This window comes from Hyphomonas sp. (assembly GCF_016125515.1).
Taxonomy (GTDB): Bacteria; Pseudomonadota; Alphaproteobacteria; order Caulobacterales; family Hyphomonadaceae; genus Hyphomonas.
Map to the genome: position 1 here is coordinate 303,340 of NZ_WGLO01000008.1, position 21,374 is coordinate 324,713.

A 21,374-nucleotide genomic window follows, 5' to 3' on the forward strand; every position below is an offset into this window, starting at 1 on the left:
CCTGGCCCTCCCCCAGTTCCGGGGAGGGCCAGGGTGGGGCCGAGGCAAGCACGACCATCGGGACTGGCATGGTCATCCGGATAAAGAGCGTGACCCTGCGATTTCGCGCAGCATGAGCTTGGAGGCGGATCGGTCAGTCCAGCAGGGCTTCGACCTGGCGGCGGGTTGGGAGGCTGGGTTGGGCGCCGGGGCGGGTGCAGGCGGCTGCTCCGGCGGCGACAGCAAAGGACAGGGCCGCTGCGTCTGACTGGCCTTCGATCAGGGCCGTGGTGAGCGCGGCGAAGAAGGTGTCACCGGCGCCGACTGTGTCGACGACCTGCACGGCGGGCGGCCGCGCCGAAGCGATCCGCTCGCCGCTTAGCCAGAGCTCTGCGCCGTCACCGCCGAGTGAGATGGCCACACGGCGTCCGGGGGCGTGCAGGGCCGCGCCATAGAAGGCGGCTTCGGTTTCGTTGACGACAATGAGATCGGCCTCGGCGAGCAGCGCGTCTGGCACGGGCAGGGCCGGGGCGAGGTTCAGGGCGACGAAGCCTGTGGCCTTCTGCGCGGCGGCGAGAAGGACCGGGACGGGCACTTCCAGAACGCCCATCATGTGACCGATGGCTTCGCTATGGACATCGGCGGGGGCGAGCGCATTGTTCGCCCCCGGACAAACGACGATCAGGTTTTCGCCATCCGGCGCGACGGCGATCAGGGCGACGCCTGTGGTCTCACCGTTCAGGGAATGGGTGGCGGAGAGATCGACGCCGCCGGCCCTTAGCAGTTTCAGCGCCTCTTCCGCCATGTCGTCATGCCCGACGGCAGCGATGAGCCGGACGTTCTGGCCGAGGCGGGCGGCGGCGAGCGCCTGGTTCGCCCCTTTGCCGCCCGGATAGCGCGCGAGGCGCGCGCCGGTGACCGTTTCGCCGGGATGCGGCAGCGGCGCGCCGGAGGCGACGAGATCGAGATTGACCGAGCCGACGACGGTGATCATGCGCGCGCCTTCAACAGATCTTCGACGAGGGCGAAGAAGCCGTCTGCATCGGCGACAGTGACCCAGCGATGGGGGGCGCGCGGGCCGTCCTTGACGCGCGTGCGGCCAAAGTCCTTGCCCGGACGGGTGACAACGCTGACGCGGCAGCGCTTGGTCTGGAAGAGGTGCGGGGCGAGCACCCAGCCGACCGTGGACGGATCATGCATCGGCACCTGCATGCCGGGGCGCCAGCGCAGCTCCAGCCGGTTGGCGGCGTCGAGCAGGTCAGCCATCAAGGCGGCATTGCGGCCGGGCAGGGCGCGGATCCGGTCCACGCGGGCCTGCTCGGCGCGCACCTGGTGGGTCGCGTCGAGGGCGAGCACGACGGTGGGCAAGCCCGCATCGAAGACGATGGCAGCCGCGTGGGGGTCAGCGTAGATGTTGAACTCGGCGGTGGGCGTGATGTTGCCGCCGGCGGTATCGGCGCCGCCCATGATGACGAGCTCGCGGATCCCTTTAGCGATGTGCGGTGCCATGATCAGGGCGGTAGCCAGATTGGTCATTGGGCCGGAGATGATGACCGTGTAGCCGCCTTTGGGCGAGGCGGAGAGCTTGTCGATCAGGACATTGACGGCATGGCCGGCGGCGAGCGGCGCTTTCGGATCGAAGACGTCCATGCCTGCGATCCCGGATTCGCCGTGGAAATCCTCGGCGGTGACCATCTTGCGGGCCATCGGGCGCGGGCAGCCGGCATGGACGGGAATGTCCGCCCGGCCCATCCGCTCACAGACCATGCGCGCATTGCGGCTGGTGAAGGCGAGGGGCACGTTGCCGGCCACGGTGGTGATGGCCTCGACATTGAGGCGCGGGCTGAGGAAGGCCATGATCAGCATCACCGCATCATCGATGCCGGGATCGCAATCGATGATCAGGGGCAGGGGCGTGTCGGTCATCCGCGGGCTCTCAATTCGGCGATGGCGTGGGTGAACTGGGAATCAAGCGGCGGACTTTCCAGCGTCTGGCCCAGCACCTCAAGCGCCATCTCGGCGGTGATCTTCACTTTCTTGCGGCCATAGAGACGCGCGACCATATGGCTTTCGGCGCAGACGCTGCCGTTCGAGACGAACTTGTGCTCGAAGCAGAGGAACGAGCCGTCCCAGCCGGCGAGGCGGGTCTGCACCTCGAATTTCTGCGGGAAGCGCAGCATGCGGATATAGTTGAAGGATTCGAACTGGACGATCGGGATCCAGCCGCGTTTGCGGTAGGCCTTCAGGGCGCCGGTGCGGCCCATGTAGTTCATCATGCCGAGATCGGTGAAAGAGGAATAGCGCGAGTTCGTCATGTGGCCCATCGGGTCCTGGTCGCCCAGCCAGACGGCGGAGCGCACGATGTGCAGGTCCATCAGGCCAGTGTGCACCTTCGTGAAGAAGGCGGGCAGGAAAACCCGCAGGAATCGGAAAAAGAGGTTCATGTCTGGCCCGGTCGTTTCCTCGGCGGAGTGTTATCCCTCATGTCTATGCGAAGCATGAAGGCGCGTTTCAAGCGCCATGCCACAGACAGGCCGGATGACCGGCGAGGACGCGTTACTCGGCGGGCTGGCTAAGCGCTTCGGTTTCGGCGTCCAGACGGCGGGCAACATCGCCGGGCGATCCCGTGCGGCGGGCCAGCAGGCTGTAGGCGGCGGGTACGACGAGGAGGCTGACCGAGACGGCCGCGATGGCGCCGAAGAGCACCACGACACCGATGGCCAGGCGCGTTTCGGCGCCGGCCCCGGAGGACAGGATCAGCGGCAGGGCTCCGGCCGCGGTGGTCAGGCCGGTCATCAGGATCGGGCGCAGGCGGGCGAGGGCGGCCTCCTTGAGGGCGACGTCGAAATCCTTGCCCTCGTCGCGCAGCTGGTTGGCGAACTCGACAACGAGAATGCCGTTCTTGGCGGCGAGGCCGATCAGCATGATCAGGCCGATCTGCGTGTAGATGTTCAGCGTCTGGCCGGTCATCCAGAGACCGAACAGGCCGCCGGCGATGGTGGCGGGCACGGCGAGGATGATGACCAGAGGGTGGATCCAGCTTTCGAACTGGGCGGCCAGCACGAGGAAGACGATCAATAGGCCGAGGCCGAAGACGAAGAGGATGGACGAGCCGGACGAGCGGAACTCGAGCGACTGTCCCTTGAAATCGATCTGGGCTTCCTGAGGGAGCACGTCGCGGGCCACGCGCTCCATGCCGTCGAGAGCGGTGCCGAGGGTGACGCCGGGCGCGAGGCCAGCGTCGATCGTGATCGCCCGGACGCGGTTGTAGCGGTTGAGCGTGGGGCTGTCGGCGTAGGGTTCGATGGTGACGACGGCGGCCAGCGGAACCAGTTCGCCGGACTGGGCCGAGCGAACATATATGTTCTGCACATCATTGGGCGTGCTCTGCTCGGTGCGCAGGCCTTCAAGGATGACGTCATATTCCTCGCCATTGTCGATATAGGTCGTCACGCGGCGAGCGCCGAGCATGGTCTGCAGGGTCGATCCGATTTCGGAGACCGTGACGCCGAGATCGGCAGCGCGATCATAATTTATCTGTATACGGTATTGCGGCTGGGTTTCCTTGAAATCCCAATCGATATCCGTGAGGCCGGGATTGTCCTTTTCGAGGGCGGCGACGAAGGTGTCGCGCCATTCGACGAGCTGCTCATAGGACGGACCGCCGATGACGAACTGGACCGGCTTGCCGCCGCCGCCGGCGAGGCCCTGGCGCATGATGGCGAAGGCACGGATGCCGGGCAGGTCAGACATCTTGCCGTTGATCTCGGCAATGATGTCATTGGCCGGGCGGCGGCTCGCCCAGTCGTCGAGCACGGCGACCACGTTGCCCTGATTGTAGGCGTTGGAGCCGAAGCCGGGCGCGCGCACCAGCAGGCGGCTGATCTCCCCGGACTCGGTGTAAGGCAGCAGGCGGCGTTCGATCTCGTCGAGATATTTCGACATGTATTCGAACGAGGCGCCTTCCGGGCCGCGCACGCTGATGAAGAAGCTGCCACGGTCTTCCTGCGGCGCATATTCCTGGCCGAGATGCTGGAACAGGAACCAGATCGCTACGAAGGCGCCGATCAGGCCAGCCACCATGATGATCGGGAAACGGACGATCACGTTGAAGACGTGACCGTAGAGGAATTTCAGCCCGTCGAAGATGCGGTCGACGATGTTCGGCAGGAGCGCGAGCAGGCCTTTGCGGTTTTCCACATGCGGCTGGAGGATCTTCGACGCGATCATTGGCGACAGGGACAGGGCGACGAAACTGGAAAAGCCGACGGCGGCGGCGATCGTGATCGCAAATTCGGTGAACAGACGGCCCGTATTGCCCTGCATGAAGGTGATGGGAATGAACACAGCCATCAGCACCATGGTGGTGGCAACGACCGCGAAGCCGACCTGGCGGGTGCCGTTGAACGCGGCAACGAGCGGGGTTTCGCCCAGCTCCTCCATGCGGCGGTGGATGTTCTCGAGCACGACGATGGCGTCGTCCACGATCAGGCCGATGGCGAGCACGAGCGCGAGCAGGGTGAGCAGGTTCAGCGACAGGCCGAGACCGAGCATGACCATGAAAGTGGCGATCACCGACACGGGTACGGTGACGGCGGGAATGATGGTCGCCCGGGCACTGCCTAGGAAGAGGAAGATCACAAGGGTAACGAGCAGGACGGCGATGCCGAGCGTCAGCCAGACTTCGCGGATCGACGCTTCGATGAAGACCGAACTGTCGAACGACATGTAGATCTGCATGCCGTCGGGCAGGGATTTGTTGAGCTCCATCGCCAGCCCCTTGGCGGCCTTAGCCACCTCGACCGTATTGGCGGTCGATTGCTTGACGATACCGAGTCCGATCATCGGCTGGCCGTTGCCGCGGAAGGTCGTGCGGTCATTCTCCGTGCCGCGTTCGACGCGGGCGACATCGCCGAGACGGACGAGATAGCCATCACCCTGGGCAATCACGAGACCGGAGAAATCCTCCGCCGTGCGGAAGGCGCGGTCGATGCGCATGGTGTAGTAGAGGTCGCCGGATTCGAGGTTGCCGGCGGGGGCTTCGATATTCTCGGCGCGCAGAGCGCGTTCGATGTCGCCTGAGGTCAGGCCGCGTGCGGCGAGAGCCCGGCGGTCGATCCATACACGCATGGCATAGTCGCGTGCACCGCCGACCTGTACGCGGGCCACCCCGTCGAGGGCGGAGAAGCGGTCGACCAGGTAGCGGTTGGCATAGTCGGTCAGCTCGGGCGTCGCGAGCCGTTCGCTGGCGAGGTTCATCCAGAGAATCACATCGGAATCGGCGTCCGCCTTCTGGACTTCCGGTGGATCGGCTTCGTCGGGCAGGTTGTTGAGGATGCCGGAGACGCGGTCGCGCACATCATTTGCGGCGGACTCGATGTCGCGCGTGATGTTGAACTCGATCGAGATGTTCGAGCGGCCATCGGAGGAACGCGAGTTGATAAAGCGCACGCCTTCGACGCCGGCGATCCGGTCTTCGATGATCTGGGTGATGCGGGTTTCGACGACCGAGGCCGAGGCGCCCGGATAGTTGGTGCTGATTGAGACGACCGGCGGGTCGATATCCGGATACTCGCGCAGGGACAGGCGCGAGAACGCGACCAGTCCGAACACGATCAGGATCAGCGCCAGGACCGAGGCAAAGACCGGCCGCTTGATCGAGGTATCCGAGAGCAGCATCGCCCTACTCCCGGTTCGCGCCGGCGGGCGATCCGCCGCCACCTGCGCCGCCGGGGAGGGACGGTTTGAGGATCGACTGGTCGCGAACGATCATGGCGGCGCCTTCGCGCAGGCGCAGCGCGCCTTCGGTGACGACCTTCTGGCCGGTTTCCAGACCCGAGAGGATTTCGACGCGGCCATCCTGGCGCAGGCCGACCTGAACCTTCACACGGTTCGCGATGGGGCCCTGTGCAGTCTCGGACACGGCCCAGACGAAGGTTTCAGGGCCAAGTGGCTGGAGCGCCACTTCCGGCACAGACAGGGTCTGGCGCGGATCAGCGAGCAGGGTGACGGCGACGAACATGCCGGCTTTAAGGATGCCGTCATCGTTCGGGATCATGGCGCGCACGCGCACCGAGCGCGTGACCGGATCGATCATGTTGTCGATGCTGGAGACCTTGCCCTTGAAGGTGCGGCCGGGAAGGTCGGCGCTGCGGGCCTCGATCTCGAGGCCGGACTTCAGGCTGGTCAGGAAGATCGAGGGGACGGCAAAGTCGAGGCGCATGACGCTGTCGTCGATCAGGGTGGCCACGACATCGCCGGGACGGACGAAGGAGCCGACGCTGACCTGCCGGAAGCCGAGCACGCCGTCGAAAGGCGCGACCAGCACGCGGTCGCGCTGGCGCGACTGGACGGCGCGCAGCTGGGCCGCGGCGGCATTGGAATTGCGGCGGGCGACTTCAAGTTCGGCCTGGGAGACGGCCCCTTGTGCGGCCAGCGGCTCAAGCCGGGCGAGATCCTGGTTGGCCTGGGCGAGTTGGGCCTCAGCCGCCTCGACCAGCGCGGTCTGTTCGCGCTGGGCCAGCGAGATCAGCGTCTTGCCGGCCTTCACGCGCTCCCCATCCTCGAAATAGACGGCCGTGACGCGGTCGGACGCGCTGAGCGTAAGGTCGGCGCGTTCGTTGGGTTCCAGCGTGCCGATGGCCTCGACGCGGTTGGCGAAAGTCTGCACGCGGGCCGGTTCTGCGAACACGCTGGCCGGGGGCGGGCCGCCGCCGGGCCGGCCACCGCCGCTGCGCTGCTGTGTCAGGCCGGGCGTGGCCATCAGCAGACCGAGCGCGACGACAGTCACGGTCCGGGTCAGGGGGTTGCGGATCAGGATCTTCATGGTCTTGTTCCTAGCCCGCCCGGAAGGCGGTGAGTTCTTCATCGGTCCAGACGCCGCCCAAGGCGCGATAGGCGCGGATCGCGCGCCGGGCAATTTCAGCTTCGTTGACGGCAAGCCGGTCTTCTGCATCCAGAAGGGTGCGCTGCGCATCGAGCACGTCAAGCGAGGAATCGAGGCCTTGTTCGAAGCGCAGGCGCGCCAGTTCGTAAGAACGCCGCGCGGCGGTCAGGGCGGCGTCGAGGTCGGCGCGGCGCTGGCGTTCGGTCACATAGTTCGAAAGCGCGGTCTCGGCATCGGACAGCGCGTCCAGAACGGCGGCCTCGTAGTCGGCGGCGGCGCCAAGGGTGCGGGCATCATTGACGTCGATCTGGACATAGACGCGGCGCAGATCCGGGCCCGACCAGCTGATCGCGGGGCCGAAAGAGAGGCCGATGGAGTCCTCGTTGAAGGCGACGCCGGTATCGCTGATGACGCCGAACAGGCTGGTGTTCAGCGTGATGCGCGGGAAGAGGCTGGCGCGGGCCGCTTCGCCGAGGGCGAGCGCGCTGCCGATACGCGCTTCGGCGCGGCGCACGTCCGGACGGCGTCTTAGCATCTGTTCCGGCGTGCCGGTATCGAGCCCGGCGACGAGGCGCGGGATGCGCTTGGCCTGCGCGGTGTCGAGGTCGAGGGGCAGGGTGGCGGCCTGACCGGTCAGCGCGGCGAGGCGGCTGCGGGCATCGGCGATACTGGCCCGGAAGACCGGCAAGGAGGCGAGCGTGGTGCGGTACTGGGCCTGGGCGCGGGCCAGGTCGAGCTCGTTGGCGCGGCCATTGTCGAACAGGGTCTGGACGAGGTCGAGGCTGTCTTTCTGGACCGAGGCATTGGTTTCGCCGACCGCGAGGCGGGCTTCGGCGCTGCGCAGGTCGATATAGGCGAGGGCGGTTTCGGACGCGACCGTGACGGCAAGGTCGCGGCGCAGTTCGCGGGCGGCGGCCTCGTCATAGCGGGCCGCCGCGATGGTATCGCCGAGGCGGCCGAACACGTCGAGTTCCCAGGCCGAGGCGAGGGCGGCGGTGCCGCCGGCGTCGAAATCGTCGTTGCCGCCGGTGGGACGGCTGACTGTGGCGCTGGCGGAGGAGGCGAGGTTGGGGCTCTTGCTGAGGAGGGCGAGGCGCAACAGCGCTTCGGTCTCAGACACAGAATAATCTGCCCCGCGCAGAACCGGTGAGGCCGCGAGAGCGGTTTCGACGACGCGTGACAGTTCCGGATCGTCGAAGCCGGTCCACCAGGCGGGGTTCGGGGCGTCGCTTCCGGGAAGGGCGAGGAAATCCGGGCCGGTCTCGATCGGGGCTGGCCCCGCCACAGGGGCTTCGGGCACACCGGCGCAGCCTGCCAGAATGAGCGCAGCGAGCAGGGCTCCTGAAATCAGGGCCGGCCGGGCAAATTGGAACCTTGTCATAAGCCTCGACAGATAGACGGGGAACCTTACCGATCAAGGCAATAAACGCTTTGAGCCCGTTAAGTCCCTCTTGTTTAGCATAAACGCTTTTCCGACCTTTGTCCGTCGCTCGATTCTGCAAGAATTACGCGTGCTTCCGGTTTTAATCGCGAACGGGGCAGCCGACGCGGCTGTTCCGGCTCGCGTTCCCTTAAGAATGCCGGCGCGCCGGGCGCAAAATCGCCCAGATAGCGGCGCGCCAGATCTTTTCTATCGACTGGCATGCCGGGCGGGTGCTGGCCATCGACCTGCCGGCGGTGGACCTCACCGGAATCTCGTTTGCGCAGACGTTCCGATAAGGCCGCCCGGCGGAGCAGGGTGCCTAGAAGTTCACGCGGTTCGACACAGCGCCATCGACGATGAGGTTCGATCCGGTGGTGTAGCTGGACAGGGGACTTGCGAGAAAGACCGCCGCGTTGGCGATTTCCTGCGGCGTGGCACAGCGACCGGTGGGGTTGCGGGCGTTGGCCTGCGCGAAGAAATCCGGTGCGTTCCTCTTTACCGTGTCCCAGACCCCGCCTTCGAAAAAGACCATGCCGGGCGACACGACGTTGACCCGGATGCCGGCCCGGGCGTGCTGACGTGCGAGGCCCTTGGCCATGTGGATCAACGCCGCCTTGATCGGGCCATAGCTGTCAGCGCGGTCGGCCTGCGCGGCGGAGATCGAGGAGATGATGACGAAGGCGGCATCGCCATGGGCTTCGGCGCCTTTGGCGAGCAGGGGCTGGGCGGCGTCGAAGGCATTGACGGCGGCGAGCACGTCGAGTTGGAAGTTCTGGGTCCAGGCGGCGGGATCATTGCCCTGCGCCATGGCCCCGGCATTGGACACGAGAATGTCGAGACCGCCGAGTTCGCCGGCGGCCTTGCCGATCCAGGCTTTCAGGGCGTCGCCGTCGGTGACATCGACCGAGGCGCCGGTTGCTTTAACGCCGAGGGCCTTCAGCTCCGCGACGGCGGTCGCCACCTGATCGGCGTTGCGCGCGCAGACGCCGACATTCGCGCCTTCCTTTGCCAGCGTTTCGGCGATCGCCCGGCCGATGCCGCGCGTGCCGCCCAGGATAAGTGCGTTCTTGCCTTTGAGGTGCATGTCCATGGTGTTTCTTCCCTGTTTTTGTCGGGCAGACAGTAGATGGGATCAGCGTCTTTGCAATCGGCCGGGTTCGAAGCGGGTTCAGCCTTCGAGATCGCGCCGGGCGATCGCCGCTTTGGACCGCAGCTCCTGCGCGGCTTCGGTCTTCTGACCTTTGCCTTTGGGGTGTGGCGCGCTCAGCCCGTTTTCGTCGGGCGTCCGGATCGCGTGCTGGTGATGCGACCGGTCAGCCCGCGATGGCTTCTGCCGGTTTTGCGGCAGCGCCGATGAAAGCGTGGCGCAGGGCGCTGCCGTCGGCGGGTTCGGTGGTTTGGATGAGCACGATGCGGCGGGTTTGGCCCTCGGGGCCGAGGATCGCGCGGCCGCGTTCCACGACCTGTACCCAGAGGCCGGAGGACATGCGGATGCGCATGCGGTGGACGAGTTCGGTTTCTCGCCCATCAAGCATGGCCTGGTAGGCGTCGCGGGCGGCGAGGCGGTCATCGGGATGGATGCGGGCGATCCAGTCGAAGATTTCTTCCGAAGTGGGCTCGGCGCCTTGTGCGAACATGTCGGCCCAGCCTTCGGAATAATCGACCCGGCCATCGGCGACCGACCAGTCGATGACGCCGGCCGCAAGCAGGTCGCAGGTGACCTCTGCGCGGGCGGCGAGGAGGTCGGCGTCGCGGACCTTGAGATCGTAGCGCTGCCATTCGTTCTGGATGATCGAGATGGCGAGGGTCAGCGCGAGCAGAGCGGCGCCAAGCAATGCGGCAAACTCGTACCGGCGCGCAATCAGAACCGAGACGGCGGAGCGCGGCGTGCCGACATAGGCGATCTGCAACATGTCGTCGGCGACGGTTCGGGTCTCGATGAAGGCGCCAGTGTGTTGGCCCTCCGAGCGGGCGGCGGCGGAGGATTCATCCGCATGCAGAGGGCGCCAGCCGAGAGCAGCGGCTGCGAACTGGCTGTCGGATTCGGCGAAGGGAGCGGCGGCAGTGGCCGCGGTGAGCACGGCCTGGCCGTCACGGTTAAGTAGTGCAGCGCGCCAGCCGGGGCCGGAAGCGGCGCCGGCATTCAACGCGGACTGGAATGCGCCGGAGCGCAGGACCATGGCGGCGGACAGTATGCGGCCATCCGGGGTCGGCAGTGGGAGGTAATAGGCGGCGCGCCGCTCAGAGACCGGGACAAGCTCGAGCCCGAGCAGTTCTTGGCCTGCGCGGCGGCTGGTGGACGGCGGCGAGATGCGACCGGCGGCGTCGGATGGCATTTCGCCGAAGATTCCCGCAGAATGTCCGTCCGGTGTGAAAACGACGATGGCGGTGACCGGAGAGGTCGCAAGAAGGCGCGTCAGCGCAGCATTGATGGCGACCCGCTCGGCGGCGGAGGTGTCCGCCGCGTTTGCGGCAGCAACCAGCGGTGCGGCGGAGAGCGCGACGGACTGGATGCGGGACAGTTCGGCTTCGGCAGCAACCTGGCCCGCGGCGGCAGCGCCGGCCAGCGCGCGGCGGCTGGCAGCGTTTTCACCGGACACGCTCAACCAGGCATAGATCAGTATACCAAGTATACAGCCAGCCAGTGTGGCGACTTGCACGGCGCGCATCAGGAAGGGATCGCTACGCTCGAGGCGGCGGGTCAGGCGGGCGGCGGTCTGGGCCGGGCGGGAGAAGGCTTGCGTCATGGCTGGATCCATGCGCCGGGATTAAAGGGGTCGGCCGGCAGGTCGCCGCGCACGAGACCGGCGCGCCCGCCGGGCACCCATGTCAGCGCAAAGCCGATGCTCACATCCTCGTAGGCGTGGGAGAGGATGGCGGCGGCATTTGCAGAGAATATCACGTTGTGACTGACGCGCCGGGCGAGGGAGAAATCCAGAGCGCCGGCGAGGCCGGAGCTCCTGGAGCCGCCGAAGAGCGTCTGCGGCGCGGCGAGCAGCGGATTGGCAGGGCCGGCATCTTCTTCGATCGACTCATAGCCGGCAGCAAGATTGGCGCGCGCGATCCAGTCTTTCAACGGATCGGTCTGGGCATTGAGCGACCAACCGGCGCGGTGGAAGGATTGCGGGCTGAAATAGCCGCTATGGCCGGGGGTGAAGAAGTTCGTGTTCCGGTCATAGGCTTGGTATTGGTAGAACGGACCGGTGACCAGATAGGCGAAGCCCGCCTTGTCGAAGGCGCGCGAGGCCGACACTCCCGCGCCGACCATTGTATTGTCGGCAGTGTTCACGCCGTCGAGCGAGACGGCGGAAAGGTCGGCCTGCACGGTGTGGGATTGGCCGATCGGCAGGCGCGCGGAGAAGCGGGCACCGGTTTCAGTGACGCGGCCGAAAGTATTCCCGTCGGCGTCCTTCCGTCCGGCCATCGAGAGAATGCTTTCCGTCTTTGGACGGACGAAAGCGCGGGCTTCGAGCGCGCCGCCGTGAATGTCGCGGGCGACGGCAATCTCGGCATTGATGGCGACGTCGGCATCGACGCCGAGGGGCAGGAGGCCGACTCGGGCAGCAAGGCTCGTCGCGCCTTCGCGGCTCCAGGCGGCGTAGGGTGCGGCGAAGGTCGCGCGCCGGACCGTGCCGCCAGCATCGAGGGCGTAGACGGACAGGCCGGCCTCGAAACGATCGGCGCCGCGCGTGGTGCCGGCGGACGTGGTGGAGACGAAACCGGTCAAGCGGTTTTCGCCGGCCTTGCCGCCCTGGCGGCGCGCGGAGACGGACTGCCGGTACCAGGCACCATCAAGGCCATCCAGCGCCTCATAAGTGTCCGGCGCATGGGTCCGGGCGATGAGGTAATCGCCTTGATCAAAAGCGGCGGCTGCATAACGGGCCTTGACCTTGCCGCCGAGCGGGCCGCCGAGGCTGCGGGCGAGGGCGGCCGCGGTATCGAGATCGCCTGCGCGCTGGGCAGCGAGCGCGTAACCTTCGGCGGATTCGGTGTCGGACTGTTCCAGATAGAGGCGGCTGAAAGCGTCGGCGGCGTCGCGATCCTTGCCAAGCTGGAGATCCGACCAGGCGGCGCGCATCAGGGCTGGGCGGCGCGAGGGCGGGTAGCGGGCAGCTTCGAGGGCGAGACGGCGGGATTCGGCAAACGCGCCTTGATCATACGCTGCGGCAGCGGCTTCGAGATGAGCGCTGGCGATGAGGGCGTCTGCGGGTTCGGCGAGATCCGGGTTGGCGCGCGCGGCATTCGCAGCGAGCGTCGTCGCACCGGTCCAGTCGCCGGCCTCGCGGCGAAGGGCGGCTTCGCCGAGATCGACCCGGGCGCCGAGAGCGGCGGCAAGAACGGGGTCTTTGACTTCGCCGGCAGCAGCGCGGGCGGAGGTGATGTCGCCGCCGGCGAGCTTCGCCATGACGAGGCCACGCAAGGCGTCGGTGTCGTCGCCGAAGGCGTAGGCGCGTTCAAAATAAGCTGCAGCGCGGGCGGCATCGGCTTCGAGGAACGTCCAGCCGGCTTGAGTCAGCAGGCGCGCATCGTCGGACTGGGCTGCGAGTGTCTGAGCGGTGGCAAGATCGCCAGTAGCAAGGGCGGTTTCAAACCGCTGCCAGCGCTCTGCACGCGCGAGGCGGGTGTGGGCGAGGCGGATGCGGGGATCGGTGCTGCGGGCGAGGACGGGGAGCGCGGCGACCGCGGAGAGGCCGTCAACATCAAGCACGCCGAGGGCGCGGTCGGCGAGGACGGCTGCGATGTTCGGGTCAGAACAGTTCGTCAGAGTACGGATGTAGAAGGCGTTGATGTCCGGCTGTGCGCCGAGTCCTTCGAGCGCGTCGGCGCGGGACCAGAGATGGAAAGGCGCCTCACACGTGGATTCTGGTGACGGGGGTAGCAGGGCAAGCGCGCTGGACCAGTCGCGGGCAGCGAGGGCGGTACGGATGTGCTGGTCGCGCTGGCCAGCGGTCAGATAGGCTTTGAGGTTGGAGGGCGCTGTCCAGGACGGGTTGGCAGACTGCATTGCGCGCAGGACTTTCTGCGCAGCGTCCCAGTCACCGCTCGCGCCGAGATCCCAGACGGCCTGGACGAGGGCGGGGGCAGGTTCTTGGATCGGGTCTGTGGCGACGCTTCCTTCCGCGGATACGGTCCGGGGAATGCCGATGGCGAAGACGCCTTCGGCCAGCCTGGTCCGTGCGCCCTGCGCAGTCGCCGCCGGACACGCTGCAGCGAGCGCGACACAGGCACTGACCACGGCCGTGCACAGGTGGCGCGTCGCCAACCTCATTTATCGTTCATGCGCTTGCGCATGTATCGGGCGATCAGGGCCAGCACAGCGGCGAGCGCGAAGAGGACGGCGGCGATCGAGAGGATCCAGCCCCAGGGCGTGCGGCCGGCGGCCAGGCGTGCCTTTTCACCGGCGGGCATCGAGCCGATCTCGAAACCGTTGCTGGCGGCCTGGGTGACCATCGTGGCCGCGTGCTCGCGCCAGACAGCGGTGCCGCCCTGGAGCTGGCTCCAGTGACTCGGCTGGACGAGCGCCCGCGTTGAAGCGAGCAGCTGCGTGCCGGTCTCGGCGGTGAGGACTGTGACCAGGTGGCCGGGGTGCTCGGGCGATTCGCCTTCGATCAGCAGGCCATTATCGCCCAGGTCCACGGTGGAGACATTGCGGGTGAAGCCGTCCGGAGCGGCGCCGGAGAGGAGATTTGACATGCTCAGCTCGGCGGGCAGGAAGCCGTTCAGGTCCGGCCGCGTGCCCACGATCAGCGTGTGGGCTTCGGGAAGTTCCAGCCCGAAGCCAAAAGTGGCATCCGTGAAGATCGTACCATAGATCTGGCCCAGGCGGGCGGCGAGCGTCCATACGGCGGCGGCTGTGTTGCTGCCGGTATCGGTGGCGCGGATCGCGACGGGCTGCGTGCCGGCGCTGGTATAGGGGAAGCCTGCCTCCGACAGCAGGGCAAGGTTCGGCAGCTCGACATATTGAACCGCAGGCGGAAGGGTCAGCGTCGAGGTGTCCTTCAGAATGAAGGCGAGGTGGCGCGTGTCGCGGGCAGCGCATTCGCCGGCGGCGCCTGTGGACAGCTCGATCTCAAAGCGGACGCTGTTATGGCCGGGGCGGAATGCCGCGGCCGGGACGGCGATCTCGTAGCCGGGAGTGACTTCGCCGTCGGGGTTGGTCAGGCGGATGGCGCGCTGGAACTGGTCATTGACAAGGATGTTGACGACCGACTTGTCATCAAGCCCGGCGCCATACGCGAAATCAAGCGAAAGGAGGACTTCCGCACCTGTGCGGAAGCGGACATCGGCCGGCAGGTCGAGCGTGAAGCCGGCCGTACCATGCGCCTCGCCGAGCAGGGACGCATTGGTGAGGCCGAGATCCTTCAGCGCGTACTTCGCTTCGGTGCGCAGCGTCTGCTTTCGGGCCATGAGATTGCCGGTGGGCACCTCGCCCGGCGACAGGACGAGGGAGGCCGTATCGGAGAGAGGGAAGTTGACGGCGGCGAACGCGCGCACAGCGCCTTCAATGGCGGCAGGCGTGCGCCCGGACAGGACGATCAGGAAGCGCGACCGGTCGACAGGGGAGGGACCGATCGACAGCCACGATTCGTCGCCCTTCAGGCTGGAGAGTGCGGTGGGGGCGAGTCCTGCGAGGTCTTCCGGCGTGCCGATGGCGATCAGGTCGGACTTGCCCGCAGTGGCGGAGAGCATGGCTGTATCCGCGCGCGAGATGCGCGGTACGGTGTAGCCGAGGCGGTTGGCCACTGCCTGCGAGGCGAGTGCGCCCCAGCGCAGCGTATCGGCGGTCATCTCGCCGCGGCCGGTGATGAGCGCAAGGTCCTCAACGCCGCCGACGCCGGCGGTGAGGACGGCGGAGAGGTCCGCCAGCGACGCGGTGAAGGGTTCGCGCGCATATATAATCTCGACATAGGAGCGCGACGTGTCGATGTCGGTCCAGAGTTCGGCAGCGTCGGGGTCCTGGCAGCCATAGGTGTAGCGCTGCACGGCGTCGATCTGCAGCGTGTTGAAACCCGACACGAGGATCGATGGATCGAGGACGATCTCGTTGACGGCGGCGGCATGCTCGGTAACGCCGTCGATCTGCGCGATGAAGCGATCGTTGAGTTCGAGGCGAAGCTGCGGCTTCGAGCCTTCCTGGGCGCGGCCGCTGACATGACGGAGAATCAGACGCGCGGACTGGATGTCCGCCTGCGGTGCCATCGCGAAGGAGACCTGCTCGGTGGCCTTCGCGCCATCAAGACGGATGGAGCCGGGTTGGGGTCGCAGCGCGGCGAGCGGCAGGCGCGCGCGCCAGAGACCATTCTCCAGCGCCTCGGTCGTCATTTTTGGGTCGTCGCGGTAGCGGGCGTAGACGTCATAAACGGCATCGTCATTCGGGGCCTGCTGCGCTGCGGCAACCAGCGGTGCAAGCGGCGCGGCGGCGAAAGCGAAGGCCAGCGCGGCGGCCAATGCGGGCGAACGAAGGGCGGAGATCATGTGCGAACTTCCCGGGTGATGGCGCGGATATGGATGAGGGCGTGGGACAGGCTGGAACGGACGAGGCCAGCGATCTTCGCGCCCATGTGGTCGGCGCGGGCACGGCTATCGCGAAAGGTTTTCCAGTTCTCGCTGCGCGAATACATGAGCGCGACAACGGCGGACCACTGGTCGGGCGTGCGGATATCAAAGCTCAGACCAAGCTTCTGGCCGCCCGGCTCGTTGAGGACAGAAAGCACCTTGAGGTCAAGCTGCGTGGGTGAAGCGGCGCCGAGTTCCTGCGCGTTCGCCGTGAACGCGTCGCCGGCAGCAAAGCGCCTGGTACCTGCATGAGAGACGCGCACGCCCATGCCGGTGACGGAGATGTCGGTCATCGTGCCGGCTATATCTGTGCCCGGCTGGTAGAGCGTGACCGGGCGGTCCGTATCGAAGCGCGGGAAGACGCGTTGCTGGGAGCGTTCGTAGAGAACGCCGAGCGCCGAGACGAGCAGAAGCAGGTGGAACGTGTTCCAGAAGAGGAGGACGGAGATGACGCCGACGCCGACAGGATCGAAGAAAAAGCGGATCGTGCCGGCGATCTGGCCGAGGCAAACGATGGCGATCAGGATATAGAAAGGGCGGGCGAGCGGCGAGACGAAGTTCTCGTCGAGGTTTTCGCCCTTGGGCGTGACGGCAAAGCTCGGCGAGCGTGGATTGCGTAGCACCTGGAGGATGGCGCCCGAGCAGTGGATGGACTGGATAACCTCGTACAGCTCGGACGCAAACGCCCAGCGCGTGTGCCCGTAAAGGATGGACGACAACATCAGTGCACCAACGATGTGCGGGAGGCCGTACATCAGGAAGTCCGACAGGTCGCCGACATAGACCTGTATACCGAACAGCAGGTAAAGCAGGGGCCCTAGGATGAAAGGCATCCGGGCGAGCGGGAAGAACCAGTAGAAGCAGGAATTGAAATAACCGATACGCTGGGCGAGCGTCAGGCCCTTCTTGAGCAGCGGGTTTTTCAAAAGGAAGATCTGGACCATGCCCTGGGTCCAGCGCATCCTTTGCACGATGAAGCCCGAGAAGGTCTCGGGCGACAGGCCGGCGACCATGGGACGGTCGACATAGGCACTTCGGTAGCCCCTGGAATGGAGCTCGAGCGCGGTTTCGGCATCCTCGGTGATCGTGTCACCCTGGATGCCGCCGATCTCCATGATGTGTTTTCGCCGGAGCAGCGCCGCCGATCCGCAGAAAAAGGCGGCGTTCAGCCCATCCAGTCCGCGCTGGATGACGGAGTAGAACATTTCGTTCTCGCTGGGCATCTTGCGGAATGTGTCGAGGTTACGCTCCAGCGGGTCCGGATTGAGGAAGAAGTGCGGGGTCTGGACGAGGAAGAGTTTCGGGTCCTCGATGAAATAGCCCACCGTGCGGGTCAGGATGTCTGTAGACGGAATATGGTCCGCATCGAGGATCAGGATCAATTCGCCGTCGGTCTTCTGCAAGGCGGCGTTGATGTTGCCGGCCTTGGCGTGATTGTTCTTCTCGCGGGTCAGGTAATGGGCGCCGAGGCGGGCACAGACTTCCTTCAGATGGTCATGGCGGGCCTGCGCTTCGGCGGCCTTCTTGGGGTCGGACTGATTGCGCTTGCCGTCTGTGCCACCATCGTCGAGCAGGTAGACCTTCACGCGGCCGGCGGGGTAGTTGACATTCAGCGCTGCCGTGAGTGTGACCTCGAGCAGATCGTCAGGCTCGTTATAGCTGGGGATGAGGATGTCGACGGTCGGGCAGGCGGCTGCAGATAGCGGCGCCGGACGGGGCTGGCGCTTGTAGACATCGACGGAGAGAAAAGTCGAGAGGAGGAGGAGAATGTATCCGTAGGTCTCCGCGCCGAGGAGAAAGATGCCGCCGATGATGGAAAGCAGGGAGTCTGACGGCATCGTCTCCGTCACCCGCCAGATCATGTAACGGGTGCTGGTGAAGACGATCAGCAGCGCGACGAAGGTGCGGAAGGGACCGCCGGACGGGCGCAGCCAGCTCATCAAGACGTAGGTTGCGATCGTCGCAATGCAGAGCAGGACCTGCACATGGTCCGGCGTAGGTGCGGCGGCAATGAGCGCAATGCTGGAGAGACCTGCGGCAGCACTGATCGTGCGCAGCGGCGCGAAGCGCGATGCGGGCCGATAATTTGCTGAATGTGGTGTCGCGCGCACCATCGAGGTAATCCAAACTTACTACTCCGAATGAGGTATGACATTTCAAAGTGAATTCAGCGATAATGGAGAGTAATCGGAAACCAGTAAGTGTTAACATCCGGGACAGTTCGGTTGTTGATTGAGTCGTCGGCGCTCGCTGCGTTTCCGTCGTTGAATTTTTCAGCTCAGGCATCCGGCGGGCGCATCGATGCGAAGGTCAGAGTTGGTATAGTCCGACAGCTGACGAATAGCCGAGAGCTCCGGCAGAGATTGGGCGGCGCGATTGCGTGCTCTTTAGATGGCGACACAAACCATCCTGCTCCTAACGGGTCTTCTTGGTCCCAAGATTTTGCTGGCCCCGCTGGCTGTTCTTGTCAAAGTTCGCCGCCGGTTCAATGCCGGCGCCGGCCCTACCATGCATAACCCCTTCGCATCGGCGCCTCGCGGGTGGCAAGCACTGATGCTAAAGCATGTCTGTTTCATCTACGAAGTGCACGTTCGTGCGCATCTGTGAAAGAGATCGATCAGTTACGAACCATCGTCCAAGGTTTCGGTCTGACGCGTTCAGCGGCGATGCCTTCAAGGACTTCGGCGAACTCGCCTGGAGCCCGTGGCAAGTCTTCGATGAATGCGCGCCACTGCTGCTGCTTCTGGTCGTCCGCCGCAAATGCAGGTCTCAGCGCGTCGGGCCGCTCTGCCGGGATCGCTGTCTCCCTGCGGGCAAAGATCGACGCGATGGTCTGCGCAAGCCTGCCACCCTCGAAGCTGAACGACCGGCTGAGCATCCAGATGTCGTAGAAGTCTTTTATCCGGCTGTTCGCCCGGCCCAGCGCCACCATCGCCTGGAACGTCTCGGCGATGAACGTCTGGCGCGCATGAGCGCGCAATCTGGGTGCGGGGAGGTCGAGCAGGACAGGATTGTCAATGGCTTCGGCCCGGGCTCGAGGGCATCACCAAAGCCGATATCAATCCTCAGATTGATCCGCACGCCGCCGAATGAGACGACCCGAAAGGCCGCCCGATGGCTTTCCCCCGATGCGGGCCAAATGACGCCCAGGATCTACCTAGCCTTCCGGAGCCGTCCGGCGATGCGCAGTGCGTTCTCCTCGACACAGCCAGCGGCTTGTTCAACGTAACCGGCAGCGCTCCCGGGCAGCGCCTTTACGGCCTTGGTTACCCCGGCTCTCTGGGCGACACACTGGTCCACAATTTCCCGCACCCGTTCGCGGACATCGGCCGGGCGGTAACTGACTGTCACCGCGATGGCGTCCCAATGATGCGCGCCCAAGTCGCTCGGCTTGCGTCGCTTCCCGGCGATATTCTGCGCGAAGTACTGAACGACATTCGGCCAGGTGAGGACGGTGGAGACATCGTAGAGCGGCGCGAGACGCGGCTCTGACCCTACCGGCAGAAGGAGGGAGTAATTTTTTGCGTGGGCGTCGGTGTTGGCGGCGAGTATGTTGAAGATCGTCTGATCGAGCAATGACAGGGCATCCGTTGGTGGCAGGTGCCGGCCTGTACGCAGCAGGGTTGCCAGATCCGGTCCTGGCCTTGTGCCGCGCTCATATTTTCGTCCGGGCGGAATACCATTTGCTTGGGCGAAATCTTCCTGATGTACCCTCTGCAGCGCGCCCGACCGGCCGATGCGCCGGTCATAGCGTAGCACGCAGATTGCTTTCCGCTTGCCTGCAGGAAGGATCGACGCTTCCGCCGCAGGGATGCCGACCGCCTGCGCGAGGCGCAGGCAGTAAGTCTCGTTCTCGACAATTCCCGGCAGGATCGGATTGTCCGGTTTCAGGATAAGGGTGGAGGGCGCGCCGTGGCGCGGGACAGCGAGAACGTCACCGTCGGCAGGCACCCTCAGAACAGGCGTGCCGCTGGCGTCGAGCACGGCGAGCGCCGATTTCTTCTGCCCGCCTGCGAGGGAGAGCCGGACGCCGTCCTCCCCGACTAGAAAGGGACGCTGCTGCAGGTCATCGAAGTGTCGTTCCAGAGCGGCTTCGGGATCGGCTTCCTGGTAGAACTCCGTGAGCGGGGTATAAGTCCACGCCGCGCGCTCGCAGGGCGCGCCGAAGGAGAGCGCGCCGGCCGTGTCCCCGCCGATCTCATTAAGGATGGCGAGCGTGTCAGAGCGGTCGAGTCCCAGGGAGCGTGTCAGGATGGACAGCTGCTCTTCTTCGGGAAGAAGATTGGCGAGCCAGGGGGAAATTACATCAGAAGGGTAGGGCGCCTGCCGGAGAGGCAGGGTGAGGGACAAGGGGAAGGCGCCCTGGGTGGCTAGCCATGCAGACGTATAGGCAAAGCCGAGCGCGCCGTCCTCCGCAACCGTGACATCGCCAACGTGCAGCGAGTCAAACCATACCGGCACAGCTTGGCTCATGTGTAGTCACCCAGATCATACCCGCCGGGCCTTATGGCTGTAGGCTGCAGGACGTCGTCTTCCCGGTCCTCAAGCAGGTCGCCCGCGCTGACCCGCAGGGCGGCGGCGACCCTGTAGAGGGTGGTGAGGCGCAGATCACGCTGGCCGGTTTCGATCAGTGACAGCGCTGATGCGCTGATGCCGCTGAGACGGGCGAGCTCATGTAGGTTCAGGCCGCGCGCCTCGCGGGCTGCGCGGATTCTGCCTCCGGTGTTGATGAGGTGGTCCTTGTCTGTGTCGTAAGTCATCCCGATTATCCGGTTTATCTAATTCGATAAATTTACGGCTTAATCAGCCTCAAGGCAACATATTTTATCTAAAACAGTAAAATAGATCCAAGCGGGCGCATAATGAAGGATAATTTATCTAAAACGATAAAATCGAGGCCAGTTCCTACGCCGCTCGCCAAGCGCACGATCATGCTTGTCTGTGAAAGAGCTCGTTCGGCTACAAGCCATGGTTCAAGTATGAGGTCAGAAGCCTTCGTCAGCCAGGGCGCGCCTCGGGATGAAGGAAGTCGATGACGGCATCTGGCTCGTCTCGTTCATGCAATACGATCTCGGATACGTTGATCTCGAGGCCAGGACGCTACAGACGGTAGACAATCCGTTCGGGGCGAAAGTGTAACCAGCTTCTCCGGAACGTTTTGTGACCTATGTGTCCGGAATGGGCCTTTGTCGAATGGCGCACCGATGAAGGTGAAAATCGGTACCAGTTTGTAATAACTGTTTCAAAGAACTAAGTCGCCGTTTCTTGCCTGTTCCTATTTCTTAGGTCGGCACTGATCATCCGGCACCACCAGATCAACATGCGAGACTCCGATAGCCTGAGCGAGTTCATATAGCGTCACGACTGTCGGATTCCGTTTGCCTTGCTCCAAGCCACTCAAATACTGCTGGCTGAAACCTGAACGCGCCTCGACTTCCTCCTGGGTGAGGCGCTTTTCGCGACGAAGCCGCGCAAAATTACGGCCTACCAGCCTTCGCATATCCATGCTGAGAGGCTAGCCATTTACAT

Annotated in this window: 14 protein-coding genes and 1 pseudogene; all 15 read right to left on the reverse strand. The window is 65.1% G+C overall.

All coding sequences use genetic code 11. The features are described 5' to 3' along the window. Positions 1-133 precede the first annotated feature (133 nt). The 15 genes and pseudogenes from GC148_RS07910 to GC148_RS15930 all read right to left on the reverse strand — a co-directional run bounded on the left by GC148_RS07910 (position 134) and on the right by GC148_RS15930 (position 21,351). Positions 134-973 (reverse strand): ribokinase, encoded by an 840-nt coding sequence (locus GC148_RS07910; RefSeq protein ID WP_291070128.1) that lies wholly within the window; start codon positions 971-973, stop codon positions 134-136. Continuing rightward, a complete protein-coding gene (locus GC148_RS07915; RefSeq protein ID WP_291070129.1) occupies positions 970-1,905 on the reverse strand; it encodes a nucleoside hydrolase in 936 nt (311 codons plus the stop codon). The genes GC148_RS07910 and GC148_RS07915 overlap by 4 nt, the downstream gene beginning before the upstream one ends. Then, complete coding sequence (locus tag GC148_RS07920) at positions 1,902-2,423, reverse strand: thioesterase family protein (RefSeq protein ID WP_291070130.1); 522 nt, start codon at positions 2,421-2,423, stop codon at positions 1,902-1,904. The genes GC148_RS07915 and GC148_RS07920 overlap by 4 nt, the downstream gene beginning before the upstream one ends. Before the next feature lie 112 nt (positions 2,424-2,535). Then, positions 2,536-5,658, reverse strand: a complete 3,123-nt coding sequence (locus GC148_RS07925) for an efflux RND transporter permease subunit (RefSeq protein ID WP_291070131.1) — start codon at positions 5,656-5,658, stop codon at positions 2,536-2,538. Positions 5,659-5,662: 4 nt separating this feature from the next. Continuing rightward, positions 5,663-6,805, reverse strand: coding sequence for an efflux RND transporter periplasmic adaptor subunit (locus GC148_RS07930; protein WP_291070132.1), 1,143 nt, complete (start codon positions 6,803-6,805; stop codon positions 5,663-5,665). 10 nt (positions 6,806-6,815) lie between these two features. After that, positions 6,816-8,246: a TolC family protein gene (locus tag GC148_RS07935; protein WP_291070133.1), complete on the reverse strand. Its 1,431-nt coding sequence runs from the start codon at positions 8,244-8,246 to the stop codon at positions 6,816-6,818. Positions 8,247-8,607: 361 nt separating this feature from the next. After that, a complete protein-coding gene (locus GC148_RS07940; RefSeq protein ID WP_291070134.1) occupies positions 8,608-9,378 on the reverse strand; it encodes an SDR family oxidoreductase in 771 nt (256 codons plus the stop codon). 223 nt (positions 9,379-9,601) lie between these two features. Continuing rightward, positions 9,602-11,035, reverse strand: a complete 1,434-nt coding sequence (locus tag GC148_RS07945; protein ID WP_291070135.1) for a PAS domain-containing protein — start codon at positions 11,033-11,035, stop codon at positions 9,602-9,604. Further along, positions 11,032-13,557, reverse strand: a complete 2,526-nt coding sequence (locus GC148_RS07950; protein ID WP_291070136.1) for a cellulose synthase subunit BcsC-related outer membrane protein — start codon at positions 13,555-13,557, stop codon at positions 11,032-11,034. The genes GC148_RS07945 and GC148_RS07950 overlap by 4 nt, the downstream gene beginning before the upstream one ends. Next, positions 13,554-15,764: a cellulose biosynthesis cyclic di-GMP-binding regulatory protein BcsB gene (locus GC148_RS07955; protein ID WP_291070137.1), complete on the reverse strand. Its 2,211-nt coding sequence runs from the start codon at positions 15,762-15,764 to the stop codon at positions 13,554-13,556. Before GC148_RS07955 ends, GC148_RS07950 begins: the two co-directional genes overlap by 4 nt. After that, positions 15,761-17,959 carry a UDP-forming cellulose synthase catalytic subunit gene (gene bcsA / locus GC148_RS07960; protein WP_291070138.1) on the reverse strand — a complete coding sequence of 733 codons (2,199 nt, stop codon included), beginning with the start codon at positions 17,957-17,959 and terminating at the stop codon, positions 15,761-15,763. The genes GC148_RS07955 and bcsA overlap by 4 nt, the downstream gene beginning before the upstream one ends. A gap of 503 nt (positions 17,960-18,462) precedes the next feature. Continuing rightward, a pseudogene (locus GC148_RS07965) lies at positions 18,463-18,944 on the reverse strand (nucleotidyl transferase AbiEii/AbiGii toxin family protein); the annotation flags it as partial. A 54-nt stretch (positions 18,945-18,998) separates the two neighbouring features. Further along, complete coding sequence (locus tag GC148_RS07970; RefSeq protein WP_291070139.1) at positions 18,999-20,318, reverse strand: type II toxin-antitoxin system HipA family toxin; 1,320 nt, start codon at positions 20,316-20,318, stop codon at positions 18,999-19,001. Further along, the gene (locus GC148_RS07975) at positions 20,315-20,605 is read right to left on the reverse strand and encodes a helix-turn-helix transcriptional regulator (RefSeq protein ID WP_291070140.1); all 291 of its coding nucleotides are present in this window, start codon (positions 20,603-20,605) and stop codon (positions 20,315-20,317) included. Before GC148_RS07975 ends, GC148_RS07970 begins: the two co-directional genes overlap by 4 nt. Positions 20,606-21,120: 515 nt before the next feature. Next, on the reverse strand, positions 21,121-21,351 hold the full coding sequence (locus tag GC148_RS15930) for a helix-turn-helix transcriptional regulator (RefSeq protein WP_366063410.1): 231 nt from the start codon (positions 21,349-21,351) through the stop codon (positions 21,121-21,123). Positions 21,352-21,374 lie beyond the last annotated feature (23 nt).

Bases quoted from the DNA above. Each gene is read 5' to 3' on its own strand.
- GC148_RS07910 (WP_291070128.1), bottom strand. From the start codon at position 973: ATGATCACCGTCGTCGGCTCGGTCAATCTCGATCTCGTCGCCTCCGGC.
- GC148_RS07915 (WP_291070129.1), bottom strand. From the start codon at position 1,905: ATGACCGACACGCCCCTGCCCCTGATCATCGATTGCGATCCCGGCATC.
- GC148_RS07920 (WP_291070130.1), bottom strand. From the start codon at position 2,423: ATGAACCTCTTTTTCCGATTCCTGCGGGTTTTCCTGCCCGCCTTCTTC.
- GC148_RS07925 (WP_291070131.1), bottom strand. From the start codon at position 5,658: ATGCTGCTCTCGGATACCTCGATCAAGCGGCCGGTCTTTGCCTCGGTC.
- GC148_RS07930 (WP_291070132.1), bottom strand. From the start codon at position 6,805: ATGAAGATCCTGATCCGCAACCCCCTGACCCGGACCGTGACTGTCGTC.
- GC148_RS07935 (WP_291070133.1), bottom strand. From the start codon at position 8,246: ATGACAAGGTTCCAATTTGCCCGGCCGGCCCTGATTTCAGGAGCCCTG.
- GC148_RS07940 (WP_291070134.1), bottom strand. From the start codon at position 9,378: ATGGACATGCACCTCAAAGGCAAGAACGCACTTATCCTGGGCGGCACG.
- GC148_RS07945 (WP_291070135.1), bottom strand. From the start codon at position 11,035: ATGACGCAAGCCTTCTCCCGCCCGGCCCAGACCGCCGCCCGCCTGACC.
- GC148_RS07950 (WP_291070136.1), bottom strand. From the start codon at position 13,557: ATGAGGTTGGCGACGCGCCACCTGTGCACGGCCGTGGTCAGTGCCTGT.
- GC148_RS07955 (WP_291070137.1), bottom strand. From the start codon at position 15,764: ATGATCTCCGCCCTTCGTTCGCCCGCATTGGCCGCCGCGCTGGCCTTC.
- bcsA (WP_291070138.1), bottom strand. From the start codon at position 17,959: ATGGTGCGCGCGACACCACATTCAGCAAATTATCGGCCCGCATCGCGC.
- GC148_RS07970 (WP_291070139.1), bottom strand. From the start codon at position 20,318: ATGAGCCAAGCTGTGCCGGTATGGTTTGACTCGCTGCACGTTGGCGAT.
- GC148_RS07975 (WP_291070140.1), bottom strand. From the start codon at position 20,605: ATGACTTACGACACAGACAAGGACCACCTCATCAACACCGGAGGCAGA.
- GC148_RS15930 (WP_366063410.1), bottom strand. From the start codon at position 21,351: ATGGATATGCGAAGGCTGGTAGGCCGTAATTTTGCGCGGCTTCGTCGC.